20 protein-coding genes are annotated in these 22,364 nt (G+C 48.3%); 14 read left to right on the top strand and 6 right to left on the bottom strand.

Annotated elements, in window-relative coordinates:
• Window positions 1-6: 6 nt before the first annotated feature.
• A complete protein-coding gene (locus tag I5M27_RS06640) occupies window positions 7-1,092 on the bottom strand; it encodes an NADH:flavin oxidoreductase/NADH oxidase (protein WP_200505394.1) in 1,086 nt (361 codons plus the stop codon).
• A gap of 296 nt (window positions 1,093-1,388) precedes the next feature.
• On the opposite strand from I5M27_RS06640, the gene I5M27_RS06635 reads away from it, so the two are divergent.
• The 9 genes from I5M27_RS06635 (at window position 1,389) to I5M27_RS06595 (ending at window position 12,441) form a co-directional block, all read left to right on the top strand.
• On the top strand, window positions 1,389-1,760 hold the full coding sequence (locus tag I5M27_RS06635) for a hypothetical protein (protein ID WP_200505393.1): 372 nt from the start codon (window positions 1,389-1,391) through the stop codon (window positions 1,758-1,760).
• A 165-nt stretch (window positions 1,761-1,925) separates the two neighbouring features.
• Window positions 1,926-2,171, top strand: a complete 246-nt coding sequence (locus I5M27_RS06630; protein WP_200505392.1) for a hypothetical protein — start codon at window positions 1,926-1,928, stop codon at window positions 2,169-2,171.
• A 70-nt stretch (window positions 2,172-2,241) separates the two neighbouring features.
• Entirely contained in the window at window positions 2,242-3,324 is a 1,083-nt protein-coding gene (locus tag I5M27_RS06625; protein WP_200505391.1) for an efflux RND transporter periplasmic adaptor subunit, read from the top strand.
• A 25-nt stretch (window positions 3,325-3,349) separates the two neighbouring features.
• On the top strand, window positions 3,350-6,556 hold the full coding sequence (locus I5M27_RS06620; protein ID WP_200505390.1) for an efflux RND transporter permease subunit: 3,207 nt from the start codon (window positions 3,350-3,352) through the stop codon (window positions 6,554-6,556).
• Window positions 6,546-7,982 carry a TolC family protein gene (locus I5M27_RS06615; protein WP_200505389.1) on the top strand — a complete coding sequence of 479 codons (1,437 nt, stop codon included), beginning with the start codon at window positions 6,546-6,548 and terminating at the stop codon, window positions 7,980-7,982. Before I5M27_RS06620 ends, I5M27_RS06615 begins: the two co-directional genes overlap by 11 nt.
• A gap of 855 nt (window positions 7,983-8,837) precedes the next feature.
• Window positions 8,838-10,667 (top strand): glycoside hydrolase family 15 protein, encoded by a 1,830-nt coding sequence (locus I5M27_RS06610; RefSeq protein WP_200505388.1) that lies wholly within the window; start codon window positions 8,838-8,840, stop codon window positions 10,665-10,667.
• On the top strand, window positions 10,664-11,137 hold the full coding sequence (locus tag I5M27_RS06605) for a hypothetical protein (protein ID WP_200505387.1): 474 nt from the start codon (window positions 10,664-10,666) through the stop codon (window positions 11,135-11,137). Before I5M27_RS06610 ends, I5M27_RS06605 begins: the two co-directional genes overlap by 4 nt.
• A gap of 384 nt (window positions 11,138-11,521) precedes the next feature.
• Window positions 11,522-12,100, top strand: coding sequence for a DUF4142 domain-containing protein (locus I5M27_RS06600; RefSeq protein WP_234462418.1), 579 nt, complete (start codon window positions 11,522-11,524; stop codon window positions 12,098-12,100).
• Window positions 12,097-12,441 carry a plastocyanin/azurin family copper-binding protein gene (locus I5M27_RS06595; RefSeq protein WP_200505386.1) on the top strand — a complete coding sequence of 115 codons (345 nt, stop codon included), beginning with the start codon at window positions 12,097-12,099 and terminating at the stop codon, window positions 12,439-12,441. The genes I5M27_RS06600 and I5M27_RS06595 overlap by 4 nt, the downstream gene beginning before the upstream one ends.
• A gap of 240 nt (window positions 12,442-12,681) precedes the next feature.
• Here the strand turns inward: I5M27_RS06595 and I5M27_RS06590 are convergent, their stop codons facing one another.
• The 3 genes from I5M27_RS06590 to I5M27_RS06580 form a co-directional block, all read right to left on the bottom strand.
• Entirely contained in the window at window positions 12,682-13,797 is a 1,116-nt protein-coding gene (locus tag I5M27_RS06590) for a glucose 1-dehydrogenase (protein ID WP_200505385.1), read from the bottom strand.
• Between the two features lie 196 nt (window positions 13,798-13,993).
• Window positions 13,994-14,911, bottom strand: coding sequence for a cysteine synthase A (gene cysK, locus I5M27_RS06585; RefSeq protein WP_200505384.1), 918 nt, complete (start codon window positions 14,909-14,911; stop codon window positions 13,994-13,996).
• A 12-nt stretch (window positions 14,912-14,923) separates the two neighbouring features.
• Window positions 14,924-15,757 (bottom strand): serine O-acetyltransferase, encoded by an 834-nt coding sequence (locus tag I5M27_RS06580; protein ID WP_200505383.1) that lies wholly within the window; start codon window positions 15,755-15,757, stop codon window positions 14,924-14,926.
• Between the two features lie 565 nt (window positions 15,758-16,322).
• Here I5M27_RS06580 and I5M27_RS06575 point away from each other — a divergent pair.
• A complete protein-coding gene (locus tag I5M27_RS06575; protein WP_200505382.1) occupies window positions 16,323-16,970 on the top strand; it encodes a Crp/Fnr family transcriptional regulator in 648 nt (215 codons plus the stop codon).
• A 132-nt stretch (window positions 16,971-17,102) separates the two neighbouring features.
• The gene (locus tag I5M27_RS06570; RefSeq protein WP_200505381.1) at window positions 17,103-17,897 is read left to right on the top strand and encodes a sulfite exporter TauE/SafE family protein; all 795 of its coding nucleotides are present in this window, start codon (window positions 17,103-17,105) and stop codon (window positions 17,895-17,897) included.
• 145 nt (window positions 17,898-18,042) lie between these two features.
• Here I5M27_RS06570 and I5M27_RS06565 read toward each other — a convergent pair whose 3' ends face one another.
• Window positions 18,043-18,219, bottom strand: coding sequence for a hypothetical protein (locus I5M27_RS06565; protein ID WP_200505380.1), 177 nt, complete (start codon window positions 18,217-18,219; stop codon window positions 18,043-18,045).
• Here I5M27_RS06565 and I5M27_RS06560 point away from each other — a divergent pair.
• The 3 genes from I5M27_RS06560 to I5M27_RS06550 all read left to right on the top strand — a co-directional run bounded on the left by I5M27_RS06560 (window position 18,218) and on the right by I5M27_RS06550 (window position 21,045).
• Complete coding sequence (locus I5M27_RS06560; protein ID WP_200505379.1) at window positions 18,218-19,630, top strand: MBL fold metallo-hydrolase; 1,413 nt, start codon at window positions 18,218-18,220, stop codon at window positions 19,628-19,630. The two genes, I5M27_RS06565 and I5M27_RS06560, sit on opposite strands and share 2 nt — an antisense overlap.
• 404 nt (window positions 19,631-20,034) lie before the next feature.
• The gene (locus tag I5M27_RS06555; RefSeq protein WP_200505378.1) at window positions 20,035-20,592 is read left to right on the top strand and encodes a YeeE/YedE family protein; all 558 of its coding nucleotides are present in this window, start codon (window positions 20,035-20,037) and stop codon (window positions 20,590-20,592) included.
• Window positions 20,593-20,631: 39 nt separating this feature from the next.
• Window positions 20,632-21,045 (top strand): YeeE/YedE family protein, encoded by a 414-nt coding sequence (locus I5M27_RS06550; RefSeq protein WP_200505377.1) that lies wholly within the window; start codon window positions 20,632-20,634, stop codon window positions 21,043-21,045.
• Between the two features lie 92 nt (window positions 21,046-21,137).
• On the opposite strand, the gene I5M27_RS06545 is transcribed toward I5M27_RS06550, so the two are convergent.
• Complete coding sequence (locus I5M27_RS06545) at window positions 21,138-22,175, bottom strand: LLM class flavin-dependent oxidoreductase (protein ID WP_200505376.1); 1,038 nt, start codon at window positions 22,173-22,175, stop codon at window positions 21,138-21,140.
• Between the last annotated feature and the right edge of the window lie 189 nt (window positions 22,176-22,364).

The raw sequence follows: 22,364 nt of genomic DNA, 5'->3' as shown, positions 1-22,364 counted from the left end.
GATTGTTTATTTTCTGGGCTTCGCGCGTTCGTATTGCACCGGCCATTCCGTTTCCTGCCCTAAATGCGTAGCAGCGGTTAAACCAAAATAAGGGTCGCGTAAAAATTCGCGGGCAATTACCACCATATCGGCCTGTCCGGTGCGGATGATATGATCGGCCTGGTGCGCGGTAGTGATCAAGCCGACTGCGCCGGTCAAAATCTCGCTTTGCTTTTTTATTTCCTGAGCAAAAGGCGTCTGGTAACCGGGGCCGGGTTTTATTTTCTGCAAAACCGGCACGTTGCCGCCCGAAGAACAATCTACCAGATCTACACCATTCGTTTTTAATATTTTAGCCAGTTCCACAGATTGCTCCAGGGTCCAGCTTTCCGGTGCATCTGCTACCCAGTCGGTTGCCGAGATCCGGACGAATAAGGGTAAGGTTTCCAGCCATTCTTTTTTTACCGCCGCTACTACTTCCAACAAAAACCGGATGCGGTTTTCGAAGCTTCCGCCATATTGATCGGTTCGCGTATTGGTTAACGGCGACAGGAATTCATGGATCAGGTAACCGTGCGCAGCGTGGAGTTCGATCACTTTAAACCCAGCAGCCAGGGCGCGTTTGGCGGCCATTCTAAAATCTTCCACTACCACGGCAATCTGTGCTTCGGTCAATTCCAGCGGCGGGGGCGTATTTTCATTTACAGGAATGGCGCTGGGAGCATAAACTTCCTCCCAACCACCTTCTTCCGGGCTTAAATGTTCGTTGCCCAGCCAGGGCGCACTTTTGCTTGCTTTACGGCCCGCGTGGGCCAGTTGCACGCCCGGAACTGCTTTCTGCGCCTCTATAAAATCGGTTATGCGTTGCAAAAATGTAATATGCTCGTCTTTCCATATCCCCAGGTCGCCGGGCGAGATCCGGCCTTCCGGCGAAACGGCGGTGGCTTCGGCAATAACCAAAGCCGCGCCGCCTACCGCCCGGCTGCCCAGATGCACCAGGTGCCAGTCGTTGGCAAAACCGTCTTCGGCTGAATACTGGCACATAGGCGAAACCACGATCCGGTTTTTAAATTCGAGGCTTTTAATTTTTATCGGTGAGAATAGATGATCCATGCGTTCTTTTTTAATATTAGGATTTACCAGGCGTATGTTTAGCGGTTTTAGTTATTAAAAGTTACTGATAATTTTTTAATGAAACCTCGGATAGGCTCTGAAACGTTTTCGATTTTCAGGGTAATTCAGCCCCGGTTTTATTTTTCAGAACAACTAAAAGTGCCGTGCCGAGCCGCTTAAACATATATTTTACCCTTAAGCAGCCGTTAACAAGATTTAAGTAATAAATTTTTATGTGAAAAGTTGCACTTATATGGAATTTTTCGATTTAACTTTGCGGCTGTAAACCCAGAACCGTGAAAAGATTTCTGCTTCAAATCGTTATCTGCATAACCTTCTTCAATATAGCGGGTGGTTATACTTTTGCGGCCGGCGTTCTTTCACAAACTGCGCATTCGCTTTCTTCCCCCGATACGCATCTTTCGGAGGGCTTTGTGGTGAAGAAAAACTCCGGAATTGACGTGCAGGCCCCGCAGATAAACAAGGTAGAATCAGATGAAGACGATTCGTTTGTTACTCTGCAGCTTTCCTTTGGCCACGACAATACTTTTTACGCCTTCATTCCGGACTTCCGGCTTTTCAACAAACATTTTCTGGTGCATTACGGGAAAGCGATCAAAAGCAGCTTACCCGCAATTTTCCTGGTCAATTCCGTTTTCCGATTGTAATTTTTTTTTCCGGCTTTCTTTTTTCTATGCGCAAATCCCGGCGCCGGAAAGCTGTGCTGTTTCCATTTCAAGCTATATTTTCCTGGTAAGATCAACGCTGGCACCGGCACTTTTAAGGCCTGAACCCTACCGTTTTATCGTTTTTTTTCTTTACCAAAAGCTTTTATGGCACTCCGGCAACCAGTTTTGCGCGCCGGTTTAGGGCAGTTTTCATTTCCCGTGTTTGCAAAAAACAAACCGAACATTCAGCACTTTTCCCTAACCAATTTTAATACTCTCACATATTTCTTTTCCAGAGAAGCAGGCACGTTGCCTGCTTCCGGAAAACCCCTTGCGGTTCTTTTGAAACCAGAAGCCTGCATAAGCCAGCTGTTTACAAAACAGTCTGCTCAGCTCCATGCGACATGCTAAACGTTCAGGAAAAACACGCAATTCCAATATCAATTCCTAAAATCAAAATTTTATAATTAAAAAAAAACTCATGAAGCAAATTTTCATGTATTTCGGCCTGTGCCTGTGTATAGCATTTACCGGTTGCGGATCCAAAAAAGAGAAAGAAGAACACGAAACCAAATTCCTGGTCACCAGCCCGCTAAAGCAGGACACCACCCTTACCGAAACCTTTGTCAGCCAGGTCCATTCCAATAGTCATATCGAATTACGGGCTCAGGAAAGAGGCTACCTGCAAAAGATCTATGTAGATGAAGGTCAGCTGGTAAAAAAAGGGCAGCTCCTGTTCCAGATCATGCCGAACCTCTACGAAGCGGAAATGAAAAAAGCGCAGGCAGAGGTAAATTTCGCCAATATCGAATACCAGAATACCGCTTCGCTGGCCAGTCGCAACGTGGTAGCCAAAACCGAACAGGCCATGGCCAAAGCCAAACTGGAAAAGGCCAAAGCCGAATTAGCCTTAGCCAATGTGCACCTGCAGTTTACCGAGATCCGCGCCCCTTTCGATGGCCTCATCGACCGGTTTCATGTGCGCCTGGGCAGTTTGCTGGAAGAAGGGGAATTGCTTACCAACTTGTCTGATAACCGCAAAATGTGGGTGTATTACAACGTGCCGGAAGCGCAATACCTGGATTACAAGAACAGTATAAAAACCAACGATCCGGTAAAAGTAAAACTGCAACTGGCTAATAACCAAACCTTCCCTTATACCGGCGTAGTAGAAACCATAGAAGGCGATTTTAACAACGAAACCGGCAATATTGCTTTCCGGGCTACTTTTCCAAACCCGGATGGTTTGCTGCGCCACGGCGAAACCGGCAACATTCTCATGACCATTCCATTCAAAAACGCTATGCTTATTCCGCAAAAAACTACTTACGAGGTGCTCGATAAAAAGTACGTGTACGTGGTTGATAAAGCGGGTAAAATCAAGTCGCGCGAAATTACGGTAGCCGCCGAACTGCCGCACATTTACGTGGTGCAGCACGGCCTGGCAGAAGACGATAAAATTTTGCTGGAAGGCTTGCGGCAGGTACGCGAAAACGAAAAGATCCATTACCAATTTGTGAAGCCGGAAAAAGTAATGTCGCAGCTGAATCTGTACGCGGAATAATTCAGGATTTTAAAAATCAGAAAACATGTTTAGTAAATTTATAAGAAGGCCCGTTTTTGCGATCGTGATCTCCATTATGATCGTGTTTGTGGGAACCCTGGCGATCAAAAAACTGCCCATTTCCCAGTTCCCGGACATTGCGCCCACCACCGTTAATATCTTCATTGCCTACCCGGGTTCCAGCGCCGATGTTTTGGTGAAATCAACTTTAATTACGCTGGAACAGGCCATTAACGGCGTGGAAGGCATGCGCTACATTGCTTCCGATGCTACCAGCGCCGGTGAGGCTACTCTCCGTATCATTTTCGAACCGGGTACTGATCCGAACGATGCGGTGATCCGGGTGAAAACCCGTGTAGACCAGGTAATGCCGCTTTTGCCGGAATTGGTGCAGCGCGAAGGCGTGGTAATTACGCCCATTCAGCCGAGTATGCTGATGTACGTGAACCTTTATTCCAAGGAAAAGAGCATGGACGAAAAATTTCTGTTCAACTACGCCACTGTGAAAATGATCCCCGAAATTCAGCGGATCAAAGGCGTGGCGCGGGCGCAGATCCTGGGTAGCCGGCGCTACGCCATGCGCGTGTGGCTTAACCCGGACCGGATGCGGGCTTACAACATATCCGTGGAAGAAGTAATGGAAGCGTTGGCCGAGCAAAGCATTATCGGCCGGCCGGGACGTTTGGGGCAAAGCTCCGGCATTGCCGCGCAATCGCTGGAATACGTGCTTACTTACAAAGGCCGCTACAACAAACCCGAAGAATACGAAAACATCATTGTCCGGGCCAATGCCGAAGGGGAAAGTATCCATCTCCGCGACATTGCCAAAGTAGAACTAGGCAGCGAATTTTTCGATATTTATTCCAACCTGGACGGGAATCCTTCGGCGGCCATTGTATTAAAGCAAAACTACGGCAGTAACGCCTCCGACGTAATTGCGGAAGTAAAAACCCAGCTCGAGCAAATGAAAACGTCTTTCCCGCCGGGCGTAGATTATAAGATCAGTTATGACGTTTCCCAGTTCCTGGATGCTTCCATCGAACAGGTAATTCATACCCTTCGCGACGCCTTCATTCTGGTAGCCATCGTGGTTTTCATTTTCCTTGGCGACTGGCGTTCGACTTTAATTCCCATTCTGGCGGTGCCGGTTTCGTTGATCGGCGCATTTTTCGTGATCCAGTTTTTCGGGCTTTCCATCAATTTGGTTACCCTTTTTGCACTTGTACTTGCCATTGGTATTGTGGTGGATGATGCCATTGTGGTAGTGGAAGCCGTGCACGCAAAATTTGAGGAAGAGCCGCACATATCTCCTTACAATGCAGTAAAAAAAGTACTCAGTGAGATCAGCGGGGCCATTATTGCTATTACTATGGTTATGGTTTCGGTATTCCTGCCAATTTCGTTTATGAGCGGTCCGGTTGGTACGTTTTACCGGCAGTTTTCCATTACCATGGCCAGTTCCATCGTTATTTCGGCCGTAATTGCGCTTACGCTTACACCCGTGCTTTGCGCAATGCTGTTAAAGAACCACTGCGGGAACGAACACAAAAGAAACATCCTCACCAATGCCCTCGACGGTTTTAACCGCGGCTTCGATAAACTGACCGGGAAATACGTGAGTTTGTTAAAAGTAATGGTGAGCCGGAGATGGCTTACTTTCGGGATTCTTTTCCTATTCGGGTTAGGAATTTTCTGGGAAAACCAGATCCTGCCATCAGGTTTTATTCCGAACGAAGACCAGAGTACGATCTACGCCATTATCCAAACGCCGCCAGGTTCTACCCTGGAAAAAACAAATCAGGTTTCGCAAAGGCTGCAGAAAGTTTGTAAAGAAATAGATGGCATCGAATCCGTTTCTTCGCTGGCCGGTTACGAGATCATGACCGAAGGCCGGGGCTCCAATGCCGGTACCTGCCTGATCAACCTGAAACCGTGGTCGCAGCGGAAGCACAATGTAAAAGAGATCATGGAAGAGCTGGAAGAACATTCTCAGGGCTTAGGCGCGGTAGTGGAATTCTTTGAACCACCGGCTATTCCAGGCTTTGGTTCTTCCGGAGGTTTTTCGATGCGCTTGCTGGATAAAAATTCCGAAACTGATTACCACGAATTCGATAAGATAAACCAGCAATTCATGGATGATCTGGGCAAGCGGAAAGAGCTGTCCGGGTTGTTTACGTTCTTCGCCGCCAATTACCCGCAATACGAACTGGAAATCGATAATAACCTGGCCATGCAAAAAGGCGTGTCGATTGGGAAGGCGATGGAAAACCTGAACATTCTGATCGGGAGTACCTACGAGCAAGGGTTTATCAAGTTCAACCAGTTCTTTAAAGTGTACGTGCAATCCGATCCGCAATTCCGGCGCATGCCGTCTGATTTGCTTAAGCTTTACGTGAAAAATGATGCGGGCGAAATGGTGCCTTATTCGGCTTTTATGCGGCTGAAGAAAACGCAGGGTCCGAACGAAATTACGCGCTTCAATTTATACAATTCGGCTTCCATTCAAGGGCAACCGGCTAAGGGTTATACCACCGCCGATGCCATTAAAGCCGTGCAGGAAGTAGCCGAAAAGAACCTGCCGAATGGCTACGACATTGCCTGGGAAGGCCTTTCATACGACGAATCGATCAGGGGTAATGAATCGCTATATGTATTCCTGATCGTACTGGTGTTTGTTTATTTTGTGCTGGCCGCGCAATATGAAAGCTTTATCATTCCGCTGGCGGTGGTTTTTTCATTGCCAGCCGGGGTTTTTGGTTCGTTTTTACTGCTGAAACTGATGGGCCTGGAAAACAACATTTATGCGCAGATCGGCCTCATTATGTTGGTGGGTTTGCTGGGTAAAAATGCCGTGCTAATCGTAGAATTTGCCGTGCTGAAACGCCACCAGGGTTACTCTATTTCCGATGCGGCCATTGAAGGCGCAAAGGTTCGTTTCCGCCCGATCCTGATGACTTCCTTCGCTTTTATTGCCGGGTTAATTCCGCTGATTATAGCAACCGGTGCCGGCGCTATTGGTAACCGCACCATCGGAGCTTCGGCCATGGGCGGCATGCTGTTCGGTACCATTTTCGGGGTAATTATTGTGCCGGGCTTGTACTACATTTTCGCGCACCTGGCCGATGGCCGTCAGCTGATAAGAGACGAAGAAGATACGACGTTAACCGAAGATTACGTGCATGCCCTGGACGCTTTTCCCCAACCTGTAGAAACTACAAAATATGTTCATTAAAAATATCTGGAATTGGTTGGGGATCGCGTTCATTTCCCTTACCTATACGGCTTGTACCGGACCGGCATTGGTTCAAAAAACCGCTAATACAATTATTCCTGCCACTTTTTCGACCGCAAAGGATACCGTTTCTGCCGGCAAAATAAACTGGAAGCAATACTTTACCGACCCTAACCTGACAGCCCTGATCGATTCGGCTTTAAGGAATAACCAGGAGCTTAACATCACCAGGCAGGAGATCGAAATTTCCCGCAATGAGATTCGGGCCAGGAAAGGGGAATATTTGCCTTCAGTAGAATTAAGAGCTGGCGGCGGCGTTGAGAAAGCAGGGCGCTATACCAATATCGGGGCCATGGAAGCAACTACCGAAATTGAGCCGGGAAAAGAAATGCCGGAACCGGTGCCCGATATATTTGTGGGCGCTTTTGCGAACTGGGAACTAGATATCTGGCACAAACTGCGCAACGCGAAGAAGGCCGCCGTAAACCGGTATTTAGCTTCAGTAGAAGGCCGGAATTTTATAGTTACCCACCTGATCGCGGAAATTGCGAATGCCTATTACGAACTGCTGGCGCTGGATAACCAACTGACCATTGTAAAGCAAAATACCGGCATCCAGACTAACGCGCTTGAAGTGGTCAGGTATCAGAAACAGGCTGGAAAAGTAAATGAATTGGCCGTCCGCCGTTTCGAAGCCGAAGTGCTGAAAACCCAAAGCCTGCAATACGACATTCAGCAGCGCATCGTGGAAATGGAGAACCGGATCAACTTTCTGGTGGGCCGTTATCCGCAACCCATTGTCAGGAATGCCGAAGCGTTTACGAACCTGGTACCCGTTACAATGCAGGCCGGCGCACCCGCGCAATTGCTGGAAAACCGGCCGGACATTAAGCAGGCGGAGCTGGAACTGGCCGCTGCTAAACTGGATGTAAACGTAGCCAAAGCGAATTTTTATCCGTCGTTAGGAATTTCGGCGGGCATTGGCCTTCGGGCTTTAAACCCGGGTTATTTTGTAAAAACACCGGAATCGTTAATCTATTCTTTGGCCGGCGAGCTGGCTGCACCACTCATAAACCGGAACGCCATAAAAGCAGCGTATTCCAGCGCCAATGCGAAACAAATTCAGGCGGTTTATAATTATGAACAAACTGTTCTGAAAGCGTACCTGGAAGTTGTGAATCAGCAGAACCGGATCGTAAACCTGGAAAAAAGCTACGAACTGAAAGCAAGGCAGGTGCAGGCGCTTACCGAATCTATTACGATCTCGAATGATCTGTTCCGTTCGGCCCGCGCCGATTACATGGAAGTGTTGCTTACCCAACGCGATGCACTGGAATCTAAATTTGAACTCATCGAAACTAAAATGCAGCAACTTAACGCTTCGGTAAATATGTACCAGGCCCTGGGCGGTGGCTGGAACCAATAAGCTTCTGTTTCATTTAAGTATCCGGGTGTAAAACCGGAAAAAAACCATTTTACAGGATTGTAAAATGGTTTTTTTTGTCGTAAAACTTTTCTAAAGAAAGAGAATCAATGATCTTGGCATCAGCAAATGGAGCCGGCTTCAATATAAATAAACATTCCATAATCGCATAGGTTTACCTTCTTGAACAATATGTTTAAATCTACCGGCTTTGCTGAAGTCGATAAAGAAAATGCTTGCAGAAATTAACAGCAAAATATGTAACGCTTTTGCGCTGAAAGAACTCTAACCTGTAGAAAGTTTTTTGTTTCAGGCGGCACGATTTTCATAAAACCAGTTTGGCTTAAAAGGCAAATAAAAATTATTTAACCGGCGTCTTTTGGCATTTCCCGGATCCGGATTTGGCAGAAAGGCGTTTACACCTATCTGCTAAGAGAATGAAAACAACACGCAACTCCTGTTTACAGAAACATTGATGAGTAAAGATGCGGGAGTTTTTTACTTTAAAAACCTAACGTTTTTAGCGGATTAACCTGGAAAACCTGCCCTGCGAAAAACAAAACTGAAGTCTATAATTTTATACCAGGGCAAAATCCCAACCCGATTTCTCGCCGGTCATTTACCAGCAATTTCGTTATATAATGAGGGAGGTAAAAAAGCAGCTTCGGTTTATTTTCCAGCCAGGTTTTTCCGGAAGGAATGTGCAGGTTGGTAGCAAACAGATTATAGATTTCTCGTAGCATGAAAAAGGTAGAAAATATTATCATTTAAGCGGGCATAATACTGATGGTTAGCTTTTCAGCGGAAAGAAAAGTCCGGTAGTTCAATCGTTTTTCCTGAAACTTATATCTGTTAAAAATGGCCGCCAAACTCTCAGATTACGCACTTATCGGGAATTCCCGCGCGGCGGCTTTGGTGAGCAATAAAGGTTCGGTTGACTGGTGCTGCCTGCCGGAATTCGATTCGCCGGCTATTTTTGCGGCCCTTTTAGATCCGGACTTTGGAGGGCATTTTTCACTTGCTCCGACCGAAACATTTACCAGTTCCCAAAATTATCTTCCCGATTCTAATGTGGTAGAAACGCGCTTCCGTTCTGGCAGCGGTGAAGCCCGCCTGCTCGATGCGTTTGTGGCATTATCTGAAGCAGAAAAAGCCCGGTCGCTTTTCCCCGACCACGAAATTTTACGCGTGCTGGAAATAATTTCGGGTGAGGTGGAGTTCCGGATGGAATACGTGCCCCGGGTTTTTTACGGAAAAGAAGCAGCCACGCTGGAAGACCATCGGAAGTTAGGCATTCAGGTTTTATGGAAAGAACATATTTATACCCTGCTCAGCACCCTCGAAAACGGTATCATAATCCGGTCAAAAACAAACGATCAGGCCGCTGCAACGTTTAGCTTACGCGCCGGCGAGCGGGTTATTTTTTCCTTAAGTTATTCGAGCCAGAGTCCGGCAATTGTACCGGAACTGAAAGAAACGGCGCTGAAAAGGCTGCAGCTTACAAACCAATACTGGGAAAACTGGATAAAGCAATGCAAGTACCAGGGCGTGTACCAGCACATGGTAAAACGCAGCGCGCTTACCTTAAAACTACTGGCCCATGCGCCTTCCGGAGCCATTATTGCGGCGCCTACCACTTCCCTACCCGAAGAATTAGGCGGAGAACGTAACTGGGATTACCGATTTTGCTGGCTTCGTGATGCTTCTTTCACTACCCGGGTTCTGGTAAAACTGGGCTTTGAGGAAGAAGCGCACGCGTATATGGATTGGATCCTGCACGCTACCCGCCTCACGCAACCCGAACTGCAGGTAGTGTATTCGGTTTTCGGGCATTCATTTCTGCAGGAAAGGACGTTGAGCTGGCTAGCGGGTTTTGGGAAATCCCGGCCGGTGCGGATCGGCAACGGTGCTCACGATCAGTTTCAGTTGGATGTGTATGGCGAAGTGCTGGATGCTGTTTATGAATACGCTCCGCTGGCAAAGGGGTTTGCCCGTGACTCCAGGAAGTTTTTATTGGGTTTGGGCGAGATCATCTGCCGGCAATGGAACCAGCCTGATAACGGGATCTGGGAAGTCCGCTCCGAAAATACGCACCATACGCACTCTAAAGTAATGGCCTGGGTGGGGCTGGATAGGTTAATAAAACTGGCTGAAAAATATAACTGGAAAGAAGCCCCGCTTGCCAGATACCGGGCAATAAGTCTGAAGATCCGGAGTGAGGTGGAAGCGTATGGCTTTAACGAAGCATTGGGATCTTACACCCGCGCGTTTAACGGAGGTACGTTAGATGCCAGTTCCCTGGTTTTCCCGTTGATGGGTTACTGCAGCGCCGATTCCCCACGCATGCTTTCTACCATCCGGAAAATAAAAGAGCAGCTTACGAACCGGGATCTGGTGTACCGGTACAAGCACGTAGACGATGGGCTGCAGGGCGGCGAAGGGGCATTTGGGATCTGTAATTTCTGGCTTGCCGAAAATTTAGTTTTAGCCGGGGAAATCAGGGAAGCCCAAACGGTATTCGAAGCCCTGCTGCAATATGCCAGTCCGGCGGGTTTGTTAGCGGAAGAATTTGATCCGGCAACCGGGGCATTGCTGGGGAATTACCCGCAGGGCTTCACTCACATTGGTTTGATCTGCACTGCTCTTACCCTAAACGAAGCCTTAACCGGAAAGGAAACTGCCAAATGAACATTGCTAACCTGATCTTATGGGGTTTTGCCGCTACCATTGTTTTTACCATTCTGGTAGCTGCTTCCCGCCCGCTGGGATTTACCCGCATGGATCTGCCATTTATTCTAGGCACCATGTTTACTGCTAACCGGAACAAAGCGCCCTGGCTTGGGTTTCTGGCTCATTTATGTATGGGTTGGCTTTTTGCTTTTATTTACGGTGCCGCTTTCGAAAGTTCCGGCTTAAGTACCTGGTGGTTTGGAATGGCGATCGGGTTTGTGCACGGGGCATTTGTATTGTCGCTGGGCCTGGAGATCCTTCCCTTTTTTCACCCGCGCATGGCCCGGCCTTTTCAGGGGCCAACTCCTACCAAACAACTGGAGCCGCCCGGTTTTTTTGCCCTGAACTACGGCAAAGGCACCCCGATCGTAACCCTGTTGGGGCATTTGATCTACGGCGCCATTCTGGGTTATTTTTATCATAGTTAAAGCGCTGAAGTGATAGTCGTTTCATTTAAATTTAGCAAATTCAGGTACTGATCCAGTTTTAAAATCTGGACCGGCAGAATTCCGAGCTACCAGCTTTCAAGCCACTTTTTTGCCCAAAACAATAGCACTTTTTCTTACCGGAACCATAACGTTTTAATTTCCATTGTCAGTTTACAAAGTTCCTGAAATGCATCCTGAAATGCATTTTAAGGCAGAAAACGCTATGCTTTTCATGTAAAAAAGTACGCTTTCTGGCTTCCCGTTTAAAAGACCAAACATAAGCCGGAACCATTTGTTACTGCCGTATAATTTATGCTTTAGATTTTGTAACCTTTACTTATTTTTTTACTCCAAGAAATAAACCATCAACTAAAAACCAAAACTATGAGAAAGATCCAGAATGCAATGGGCTGGATAGCCGGCGCGCTATTCAGTTTATTTGTGGTGCAGGTTCCTGCCCAGGCCCAGAAATCAACCGCTAAATCGACGGTTACATTGTCGGACCCGGAGGTAGCTTCCGTAGCAGTAACGGCAAACCAGATCGATATCGATTATGCTAAAATTGCCAGGGAAAGATCGAAGAATGCAGATGTGATCGCGTTTGCTGATATGATGGCAAAAGACCACCAGTCGGTAATTGATCAGGCGGTGGCACTGGTTACCAAACTGAACGTTACGCCCAAAGATAATGCTACGAGCAAAAAACTGATGGCCGATGCGGAAAAAACCAAAACCATGCTGCGGTCAAAATCCGGCGCAGCCTTCGACAAAGCTTATATTGACAATGAAGTTACCTATCACAAAGCCGTAATTTCTACCGTGAACAATGTATTGATTCCGGAAACTGAGAATGCGGAACTTAAGAAATTATTACAGGATGTGGCGCCTATCCTGAATGCGCACCTGGAACACGCCCAGATGGTTCAGAAACAATTCAATAAGAAACAATACACCAAGAAATGATACCTGCTTTGCAGTTAAAATATAGAGTTTTGCTCCTTGCAGCTTCATTGCATTTTTATAGCAGCAGCGTTATTTCCGGTCCGGAAAAAAAGCCGGTAACCCATACGGTGGAGATCGTGCAGATGAAGTTTAAACCGGCGCAAATTACCGTAAAAAGCGGCGACAAGATCGTGTTCGTGAACCGCGATATGGTAGTGCATAATGTAACCGAAGCAAGCGCCAAATCCTGGAAATCGCCGGACCTGGCTACCGGGAAATCATGGAGTATGGTGGCAACCAAAAGCGCCAGTTATTACTGCACTTTTCACCCGGTAATGAAAGGAAAAATAACGCTGAAGTAAGTTACCTTTACCGGCCCGGAATAATAAATCCGGGCCGTTTTTTTTACTGATCATTAAAGTTTTGAGTTTGTTGCATGCCTGCAAGAAAACTTAACAGCAGTGAGCTCAACCGTTGTTTCCGGGTTTCTGCTTTAAGCTAAAGAAGTATTTAGCAGCCTTCCAGAGTCATAAGCATTAACTTCTCTTAAAGCAGATCTGGTAAGCAGCTCCCCGACTTTTTAGGTTGTAAACCATAGCGTTTCAGGCTTTTGCTTTATGCCATTCTATTACTACTTTAATTTCATTCTCGTCATGCTGGTGCAGGGCGGTTTTAAAGTCCGTAAAAGGGATGCGGGCAGTAAGAAGCTTGTTTACAACGTCGGGCCATTTCCGGTAGCTTTGCTCCAGCATTTCTACCGCCATTTCGTAATGCGCGTAACCGGCGTTCACGCTGCCCAGCAGAATCTGGTTTTTCAGCACGAGTTGTTTCATCACGTCGGCGGAAATATTGGTAACCGGGCGTTTGCCTTCCGGAATTCCGGTGGCAACGTATATGCCGTTTATGCCCAGCGCTTCGAGCAATTGCAGCTGTAATTCGGCAATACCGGTCGCTTCAAAAATAAAATCGATTTGCCCTATCTCTTTATCGATTGCGAGGGTTTTGGTTTCTTTGCCGTTTATATACGTGCCGCCAATTTGCTTTAAAAGCTGCGGCCGCAAAGAATCTTCCGGCACAATATCAAGGCCTATCACCTCGGCTCCTTTCAGCCGTAAAATGAAGGCTGCCAGCAAGCCAATTGCTCCGATACCGGCAACCAACGCTTTTTTGCCCTTCAGCCATTTTTCCTGATCCATTATTTCCTTTAAGCGGGCTTTCTGCAAACACAACGCTTCGTCTATGGCTTTGGCCGCCACGCTCATGGGCTCGGTCAAAACCCCGATATGCCTGATCTTTTCCGGTACTTTTACCAGGTATTCTTCTTTGTCCACCACATATTCTGCCTGAAAGCCGTCGGCGCCATGTATGCCTCTTTCAGTATAATTGCCGGTGTAGCAGATATCGCTGCGCCGGTTTTGGCAGGCTGCACACTGGCCGCAGCCGCGGCGAACCATAAAAACCCCAAAATCGCCGGGCTTTACTTTTTTCACCATTTTGCCTACCATTTCTACCTGGCCGAACATTTCATGACCGATCACCAGTTTCTTTTGGCCGGCGGGCGCAGTAGCCCGGCCGCCGGAAGTTTCTTCGCGGTCGGTGCCGCAAATACCTACTTCCCAGACTTTGATTTTTACTTCGTCGCCGGCCGTAATTTGCGGTTCGGAGATTTCTTCCAGACTTACAGATTTTGTGCCGGGTACCAGGTTAATTGCTTTCATAATCAGGGCTTTTACGGCTTTGTTTTTACGGTAGTTTAAGGACTGGTCCAGGTTTTAGACGGGAAAAAAAACTCCGGCGGGAAGTTGTTTTGGCTACTAATTACCGGAAGTAAAATGGCAGGTTTTTAAAAGCAAAAACCCGGAAATATTGCCGGGCTTTTGTTCAATTGTACCTTAAATACCAACCAGCCTTTGGTTACACAAATAAGCCTTCTACCGATAAATAACGCTCGCCGGTATCGTAACAAAACGTTAAAATTCTGGCATTCGCCGGTTTGTCTTCCTCCAGTTTCTTAGCCACCGCCGCCAGCGAAGCCCCTGACGAAATGCCGACGAACAAACCTTCTTCGCGGGCAGCCCGCCGGGTGTACGCATACGCTTCTTCCTGTTCTATCTGAATGGTGCCATCGAGCAAAGTTGTATCCATAATAGACGGAATAAAACCTGCGCCAATGCCCTGGAGCGGATGCGGTCCCGGCGCGCCGCCGCTTAAGACCGGCGAGGCAGCCGGCTCCACAGCATAAACTTTCAGGTTCGGGAATTTCGATCTCAGTATTTTGGCTACGCCGGTAATGTGCCCGCCGGTTCCCACGCCGGTTATGAGGTAATCCAGTCCTTCGGGAAAATCTTCAAGAATTTCCTGGGCAGTGGTTTCCTGGTGGATCCGGGTATTGGCCAGGTTATCGAACTGCATGGGAATCCAGGCGTTGCTTTTTTCGGAAAGCAGTTCCCGGGCTTTTTCTATCGCCCCTTTCATGCCTTGCTCGCGCGGGGTAAGCTCCAGTTTTGCTCCGTAAGCCTGCATCAATCTTCTCCGTTCTAACGACATCGATTCGGGCATTACCAGAATAAGTTTATAACCTTTTACCGCCGCTACCATGGCCAGCCCCACACCGGTATTCCCGGAAGTAGGCTCAATAATAATGCTGTCTGGTTTCAGAATACCATTTCTTTCGGCTTCTTCTACCATAGCCAGGGCTATGCGGTCTTTTATGCTTCCGCCGGGGTTTGCCCGTTCAAGTTTTACCCATACGTCGGCTTTACCGGCAAAGAGGCGGTTCAGGCGTAAATGCGGCGTACGGCCAATTGATTCCAGGATATTATTTACTTTCATATTTAAGGATCTTTAAATGGAAAAATCGATGCTTTCAGATGGGTTGGCAGAACGTCTTACGTCGATCTGGGGCCGGTGGTAAACCCTGGAATACGGCGGCACGCTTTCGGTAAGCCACACATTGCCGCCAATAATGCTGTAAGCGCCCACCACGGTATTCCCGCCCAGAATGGTGGCACCGGCATAAATAACCACGTGGTGCTCAATGGTGGGGTGCCGCTTGATTTTGGCCATGGCTTTGGTTACGCTCAGCGCACCCAGCGTTACGCCCTGGTAAATTTTTACGTAATCGCCGATGATGCAGGTTTCCCCGATCACAATACCGGTGCCATGGTCGATGCAGAAGTGCGAACCGATCTCGGCGCCAGGGTGAATATCGATGCCCGTTTTGGCCTGCGCGTAAGCCGATAAAATGCGCGGCAGCAAGGGAACCTGCAACTGGTGCAAAGCATGCGCCAACCGGTAAATAGCCACCGCTTTAAAACCGGGATACGAGCGGATCACTTCTTCCAGGCTTTGGGCGGCGGGGTCGCCGGCTAAAATGGCGTGGGCATCGGCTATTAAATCTTCGTAGATAAGCGGCAATTCTTTTACAAGTTGATTTACCACAGTTTCGGCCGGATCGGGCAGCAATTCTTCCATACCGGTCAGGATCCGGACCAGGTCAGACTGCAGGGAATTCCGGTAAGCTTCCAGTTCCCGTTCCGATTCGAAACGCTGATCGGCCAGCACCGGAAAAAACAAACCCAGCACCCCTTCTACCACGTGGCAAATGGCCGAAGCCGGTACCTGGTGCCGCGCCCGGTGATGCTGCTGAAACAATGCTTTTATAAACGGACTGCTCATCTGGCTTTGAACGGATTGATTATACCGGCGTTCGTATGGTTGGCTTTAATTTGCTTCTCCCTTCTTCAGTGGAATTGCTTCACCATTATTCGGTTTCCGGTTATGGCCTGATACTTAAGCAATCTGAAAGCAAATTGTTTAAGAAACGGAATGATTTTTTAAATGAATTGCAACTTTCAAGCCCATGGAAAACGAGATCAAAACGCCGGAATTCTAACTTTCCCCTACTTTTCCGGCCCATTTGCCTACCGTTTTAAATCTGGTTTTCTGTACTTTATCACCGGGCTTGCATTCGCATTTTGCTTCCCTAAAAAACGGTAAGGTTTGGATGCTTAAAAGTGCTTTGGTTAATTTTCAGGCCTGCACCCCTACCGTTTTACGTTTCAGAACATGCTGCTGAAATATTTTTGCGGGCCGGCATTTTCCAGGTTCATAAAAAATCCTTCCCTAAGGTGTTTTCCTGGAAATCCGGGTCGGGCCAACCGGAAGAATTGCGTAAATTGGGGGCGGAAGGCAGCCCGGAAAAAAAGCTGCGCGTACCGGAAGTTTACCAGAAAAAATCCGCATGAACCCTATCAGCCTGGAGCAATTACATCAGCAGTTCCCGCAGTTCGAGCAAGCCTTGCTGGAGCAGATCCTACAGGAAAGCGTGATCAGACACCTCGAAGCCGGCGATCCCGTTCTTCAAACCGGGCAGTATATGCGTTCCAGTATTTTGCTCTTGCACGGCCTGCTGAAAGTATACCGCGAAGACGACGAAGGCAACGAATTTCTGATGTATTACCTGGAACCCGGCCAGGCCTGCGCACTTTCGTTCATGTGCACCGCCCGCGAAGAAACCAGCCAGGTAAAAGTAAAAGCCGTGCAAGCTTCCGACCTGGTGCTCGTACCGCAGCAATTTTCCGAACAATGGCTAAGCAAATATAAAAGCTGGCACCATTTTGTGATCGGTTCTTACCGCGTGCGCTTCGAAGAACTGCTGCAAACCCTGGACAGCATTGTGTTCAAAAGCCTGGACGAACGCCTTTTATTTTACCTGAAACGCCATGTGCAGGTAAGCGGCCCGGAAATAAAACTTTCGCACCAGCAAATAGCCGACGACCTGAACAGTTCGCGCGAAGTAATTTCCCGGCTGCTCAAAAAACTGGAACAAAAAGGTGCCTTAACCCTGCACCGCAATTTCCTGGAAGTGCACGATCTGGAAATCCTATAAATCTCTAATTAAAAACGCTATGCTTTCAGGCCAAAAAACTAAATTTGCCTGTTCAACATTTGCTCCGTGATAAATGTCACTGAAGGCCGGAAAACAAGCTGGTAACTTTGTATCCGTAAATTATTGATTCTTATGGAAATTTTCGGATACCTTGCTGCTTTGCTGATCGGTCTATCGCTGGGCCTTACCGGCAGTGGCGGCGCCATTTTAACCGTTCCTATTCTGGTGTATCTCATGCGCCTGAACCCGGTAATTTCTATGGCCTATTCGTTGTTTGTTGTAGGCACCACCAGTCTGGTAGGCAGCTATAAATTCTACCAGAAAGACCTGGTAAGTTTTCGCACCGCTTTAACCTTCGGCATTCCCTCCCTGATCACCGTATTCCTGACCCGCCGGTTCCTGGTGCCCGCCATTCCGGAACATATTGCCAGCCTGGGTTCGCTGGAAATTACCAAAGGCGTTTTGCTCATGACCCTGTTTGCCATCCTGATGGTATTTGCTTCCCTGAGCATGATCCGAAAAAAAAGATATGTTGTGCCGGCGGAAGAAAAAGATCACACCCCCAACGTGCCGGCTTTATTGATCCAGGGCGTTTCGGTAGGGCTTATTTCGGGCATGGTAGGCGCGGGCGGCGGGTTTCTGATCATTCCGGCGCTGGTACTTTTCAGCAAGCTCGACATGCGCATAGCCGTGGGTACTTCGCTGCTAATCATTGCAGCCAATTCACTCTTCGGTTTTGTAGGCGATATTTTCAATTACGACATCCACTGGCGTTTTTTGCTGGCCTTTTCATCGCTTTCCATAGCCGGTATTTTCATCGGTTCAGCCCTTTCGCACCGCATTCACAGCGATAAACTCAAAACCGGTTTCGGCTGGTTCGTACTGGTGATGGGCATTTACATCATCCTGAAAGAAATTTTTCTTTAATTCCCCGCAGTGTAACCTTAGTCACTGACGCCCTTTCTTTTTCTCCCGAAATTTGTATTGTATTTCAGGCAAACGCTTTCAAGACTGGTAAAGCCAATAAAAAACGGTAGGCTTTTCTCCCGAAAAAGTGCTGCAAGTAAAAACGCTATCCCTGCAAAGCAAAAAAGTCTGCCGGTAAAATCCGCATTGAAGGAACGCCGGTCAAGTCCCCCTTTGGAGGGGGTAAGGGGGAGGTTTCACGCATTTTCAGAATTGAAATGATATAAGTAGCGCTTTCCCAAGCCAAACTAAAAAACATTAAAAACCAAAGATCATCTGCCATGAAAGTAGAACAGATTTATACCGGTTGCCTGGCTCAGGGCGCCTATTATATAGAAAGCAACGGCGAGGCCGCCATTATTGATCCGCTGCGCGAAATTACCCCTTACCTGGAAAAAGCGGTACAACGAGGCGTAAAAATTAAATATGTGCTCGAAACCCATTTCCACGCCGACTTTGTTTCCGGACACGTAGACCTGGCCCTTGCCAGCGGCGCGCAGATCGTTTTCGGGCCGAATGCCCAGCCTGCCTACCCGGCGTATATTACCCGCGACGGCGAAGAGCTAAAACTTGGGAACATAACCCTGAAAGTGCTGCATACGCCCGGCCATACCCTGGAATCGACCACGTACCTCCTGAAGGACGAATCCGGAAAAGATCACGCCATTTTCTCGGGCGACACCTTGTTTATTGGCGATGTGGGCCGGCCGGATCTGGCAGCCAAATCGGACTTAACCCAGGATCAATTAGCTGGCCTTTTGTTCGATTCGCTGCGCTCCAAAATCATGCCTCTGGCCAACGACGTGCTGGTTTTTCCGGCGCACGGGGCAGGTTCGGCCTGCGGCAAAAACATGCGCAAAGAAACTTTCGATACCCTGGGCAACCAGAAACAAACCAATTACGCCCTGCGAAGCGACCTGACCAGGGAAGCGTTCATAAAAGAAGTTACCGATGGCCTGCTGGCACCGCCGGCCTATTTCCCGCTGAACGTAAAAATGAACCGCGAAGGCTACGCCAACATTACCGAAGTGCTAAAACAAGGCTTACAGCCGCTTACGCCCGATGCTTTTGAAGCGGCTGCCAACGAAACAGGCGCTTTGGTTTTAGATACCCGCAAACCCGAAGAGTTTACCAAAGACTTTATTCCCAACAGCATCAACATCGGCATCGACGGTAATTTTGCACCCTGGGTAGGAACCCTGATTCCGGATCTGAAACTGCCAATTTTAATCGTTGCCGAGCCGGGCCGCGAAGAAGAAGTCGTTACCCGTTTGGCCCGCGTGGGCTATGATTATACCATCGGCTATTTGCAGGGTGGTATGGAAGCCTGGAAAAAGGCCGCCAAAGAAACCGACCAGGTCCACTCCATCGCAGCCAAAGAACTGGAAACCGCTTTTCAGGCAGATAAGCACCTGAAAATTATAGACGTGCGAAAAGCCAGCGAATACGGATCGGAGCACCTGGAAACAGCATTAAATGCCCCGCTCGAATACTTCAACGATCACCTGGCCGCCATACCCAAAAACGAAACCGTTTACCTGCATTGCGCCGGCGGATACCGGTCGATGATCGCGGCGTCCATTTTAAAAGCACGTGGCTTTAAAAAACTGGTAAACGTACTTGGCGGCTTTCAGGCGATCGCGGAAACCAGTATCCCTAAAACCGCTTTCGTGTGCCCTTCCACCCAGGTGTAGCGGAGAGGCAGAATCTTAAATGAGCCAGATCCAGCGTTTTACAAGAGAAAACGCTATCGTTTCAGCTCTAAAAAGTCAATAAAAATAAATGCATCTATAAAAACTGCAGTTCTTCCGGCCGGACTCTCACACGTAACCATCTTTACCTGGATTCCTGGTAAAAGATCAGGCGTAAAACCGGCCGGGGAATTGCAGCCATTTTTTTACGTCAATCCAAAAACGTTATTTCAAGAAGGAAAGTCGGAAAAATGCTCATCTCCGGATGCACGCCATTTACCGCGATATCCAATGGAGGCAAGCTTCCAAGTACAAATAAAGGCCTGTTGGTTAAAACCAGCCGGGTTCGCTACCTTTAAACTTTTACGCAAACGTTCAATTTCAAACCCCAAAATAAACCCGCACCCATGCTTGACCTCCTCAAACAGCCCTGGCCCTGGTACACCTCCGGCATTGTAATTTTTCTGGTAATGGCCAGCCTGCTCTTCTTCGGAAAATCGTTCGGTTTTTCTTCTAATTTCCGTACCCTTTGCGCAGCCTGCGGTGCCGGCAAAAAAGTAAAGTTCTTCGATTTTAACTGGAAGGCCCAGATCTGGAATTTAATGTTTCTGGTCGGCGCCATCATCGGTGGTTTTATTTCGCACCAGTTTCTATCCGATAGCGAAGCAGTTCGGCTTTCGCAGGCAACGGTGCAGGATCTTAGCGCCCTGGGATTTTCCGCACCCAAAGGCCTTCAACCCGAAGAGATTTTCAGTACCCAGGCTTTATTTAGCCCGAAAGGGTTTCTGATTTTACTGGGAGGCGGTTTTCTGATCGGTTTCGGAACGCGCTACGCCGGCGGCTGCACCTCCGGACACGCCATCAGCGGCCTTTCTAATTTGCAATTGCCCTCGCTTATTGCCGTGATCGGTTTCTTTATCGGCGGCCTGGTGATGACGCACGTGTTCCTGCCGCTTATCTTTTAATGTATTCCGCTTTCCTTCTTAAATCAAAAACAGACTAGCATGAAGTTTCTGAAATATATTCTGGCCGGCATTTTATTCGGCATTGTCATGAGCAAATCGGAAGCCATTTCGTGGTACCGCATCCAGGAAATGTTCCGCTTCCAGGCCTTTCACATGTATGGCATTATCGGCACGGCAGTAACCCTGGCTGCCTTGCTCACCTTCCTGATTAAAAAATACCACCTGCGCGATATCCAGGGCAACCCGATTGTGTTTACCGACAAAGAAAGATCGGTAACCCGGTATCTGGCGGGCGGCACCATTTTCGGCTTGGGCTGGGCTTTGGTAGGCGCTTGTCCGGGTCCGCTTTTTGTAAACTTAGGGCAGGGTTACTGGCCAATCCTGGTAGCAATTCTGGGCGCGCTTGGCGGCACCTTCGTTTATGGCGTGATCCAGGAAAAGCTGCCGCATTAATCTTTCAGAAAACGCCAGGTAAAACCGGTTAAAAAGTATAATGCCGGAAATTTCAGCCTATTCTCAAAGTTGCCAACCTGAAACCGAAACCACTATGCTTCGTTTCCGGTGCCTTTTTCCGCATCAATCTCCTGCATTATTTCCGCGAAAAGCTCGCAGGAACGAAGCCGGTCTTCGTGGCCGTACACGTTGGAAACCACCATTAATTCACTGGCCTGGGTCTGGTTTAAAAACTCCTTCGTTTTTTGCTTTACCGTTTCTTTGGTGCCCACAAAAGTATATTTGAGCATCTGGTTTACGCTCGGGTGCTGCCACAGGCTGCGCAGTTCGCTGGTCATGCGCATGGGGGGCTGCAGGTATTCCGATTGGCCGGTTATCACGCCCACAAACATCCGGATCAGGGAAGTAAAAAGCGATTCGGCTTTTTCTTCCGAATCAGCTGCGATCACGTTGATGCAGGCAATGGTATAAGGCCCTTTTAAAAATCCCGAAGGCTGAAATTCGTTATGGTAAATATTAAGGGCATCGAACAGATGCGTGGTGGCAAAATGACTGGCAAACGCGTACGGCAAACCTTTCTGCGCGGCTAAATGGGCGCTGTCGGTACTGGAACCCAGCACGTAAACAGGCACTTCCACGCCTTCAGCAAATGGCACCCGCACCTTAGCCGTACTGTTTTCCGGCGATAAATATTGCTGGATCTGGCTGATCTCCTCTGGAAAGCTGTGCACCGAAACCATCCGGTCCGGGCGAATGGCCTGCGCCGTAACCTGGTCGGTGCCCGGGGCACGGCCCAGCCCCAGATCAATGCGGCCCGGGTAAAGCGTGGCCAACGTTCCGAATTGTTCGGCCACGATCAGCGGCGAATGGTTAGGCAACATCACCCCGCCCGAGCCCACCCGGATGGTTTTCGTGCCGCCGGCAATGTGCCCGATCAGTACCGGCGTAGCCGAACTGGCAATGCTGAGCGCGTTATGGTGTTCTGCTAGCCAGAATCTTTTATAGCCCCAGCTTTCCGCTTTCCGGGCCAGATCCTGGCTGTTTGCAAAAGTTTGGGCCGTAGAAACCCCGCTGGAAACAATTGCCAGCTCAAGTAATGAATAAGGAATATTTGGTGAATTTAATGCCATGATTTTTCTTCTGAAATGATGCGTTGTAATTACGGTGAACTATCCCGGGCAACTTCCGCATCAGGTTTATAAAGTTAACGAAATTACCACTTCTTACGCAGCTGGGAAAAAAGCCTCCTTTAGAAGCGAGCCAGCAATTTCTAACGTAGATGCAGGTGCTTTTATATGCATTTAATTTCACCTTAGCCC

The sequence above is a fragment of the Adhaeribacter terrigena genome (genome assembly GCF_016623615.1).
GTDB classification, from domain to species: domain Bacteria; phylum Bacteroidota; class Bacteroidia; order Cytophagales; family Hymenobacteraceae; genus Adhaeribacter_A; species Adhaeribacter_A terrigena.
Note: the sequence above shows the minus strand (reverse complement) of the source record. Positions and strands in the feature narration are given on the sequence as shown.

What these genes read in the sequence shown, in the direction of transcription:
- I5M27_RS06565 (WP_200505380.1), bottom strand. Translation starts at nt 18,219, where the DNA reads ATGGCAGATGATCTTTGGTTTTTAATGTTTTTTAGTTTGGCTTGGGAA.
- I5M27_RS06595 (WP_200505386.1), top strand. Translation starts at nt 12,097, where the DNA reads ATGATACCTGCTTTGCAGTTAAAATATAGAGTTTTGCTCCTTGCAGCT.
- I5M27_RS06630 (WP_200505392.1), top strand. Translation starts at nt 1,926, where the DNA reads ATGGCACTCCGGCAACCAGTTTTGCGCGCCGGTTTAGGGCAGTTTTCA.
- I5M27_RS06615 (WP_200505389.1), top strand. Translation starts at nt 6,546, where the DNA reads ATGTTCATTAAAAATATCTGGAATTGGTTGGGGATCGCGTTCATTTCC.
- I5M27_RS06570 (WP_200505381.1), top strand. Translation starts at nt 17,103, where the DNA reads ATGGAAATTTTCGGATACCTTGCTGCTTTGCTGATCGGTCTATCGCTG.
- I5M27_RS06625 (WP_200505391.1), top strand. Translation starts at nt 2,242, where the DNA reads ATGAAGCAAATTTTCATGTATTTCGGCCTGTGCCTGTGTATAGCATTT.
- I5M27_RS06620 (WP_200505390.1), top strand. Translation starts at nt 3,350, where the DNA reads ATGTTTAGTAAATTTATAAGAAGGCCCGTTTTTGCGATCGTGATCTCC.
- I5M27_RS06610 (WP_200505388.1), top strand. Translation starts at nt 8,838, where the DNA reads ATGGCCGCCAAACTCTCAGATTACGCACTTATCGGGAATTCCCGCGCG.
- I5M27_RS06550 (WP_200505377.1), top strand. Translation starts at nt 20,632, where the DNA reads ATGAAGTTTCTGAAATATATTCTGGCCGGCATTTTATTCGGCATTGTC.
- cysK (WP_200505384.1), bottom strand. Translation starts at nt 14,911, where the DNA reads ATGAAAGTAAATAATATCCTGGAATCAATTGGCCGTACGCCGCATTTA.
- I5M27_RS06605 (WP_200505387.1), top strand. Translation starts at nt 10,664, where the DNA reads ATGAACATTGCTAACCTGATCTTATGGGGTTTTGCCGCTACCATTGTT.
- I5M27_RS06640 (WP_200505394.1), bottom strand. Translation starts at nt 1,092, where the DNA reads ATGGATCATCTATTCTCACCGATAAAAATTAAAAGCCTCGAATTTAAA.
- I5M27_RS06560 (WP_200505379.1), top strand. Translation starts at nt 18,218, where the DNA reads ATGAAAGTAGAACAGATTTATACCGGTTGCCTGGCTCAGGGCGCCTAT.
- I5M27_RS06555 (WP_200505378.1), top strand. Translation starts at nt 20,035, where the DNA reads ATGCTTGACCTCCTCAAACAGCCCTGGCCCTGGTACACCTCCGGCATT.
- I5M27_RS06545 (WP_200505376.1), bottom strand. Translation starts at nt 22,175, where the DNA reads ATGGCATTAAATTCACCAAATATTCCTTATTCATTACTTGAGCTGGCA.
- I5M27_RS06575 (WP_200505382.1), top strand. Translation starts at nt 16,323, where the DNA reads ATGAACCCTATCAGCCTGGAGCAATTACATCAGCAGTTCCCGCAGTTC.
- I5M27_RS06590 (WP_200505385.1), bottom strand. Translation starts at nt 13,797, where the DNA reads ATGAAAGCAATTAACCTGGTACCCGGCACAAAATCTGTAAGTCTGGAA.
- I5M27_RS06580 (WP_200505383.1), bottom strand. Translation starts at nt 15,757, where the DNA reads ATGAGCAGTCCGTTTATAAAAGCATTGTTTCAGCAGCATCACCGGGCG.
- I5M27_RS06600 (WP_234462418.1), top strand. Translation starts at nt 11,522, where the DNA reads ATGAGAAAGATCCAGAATGCAATGGGCTGGATAGCCGGCGCGCTATTC.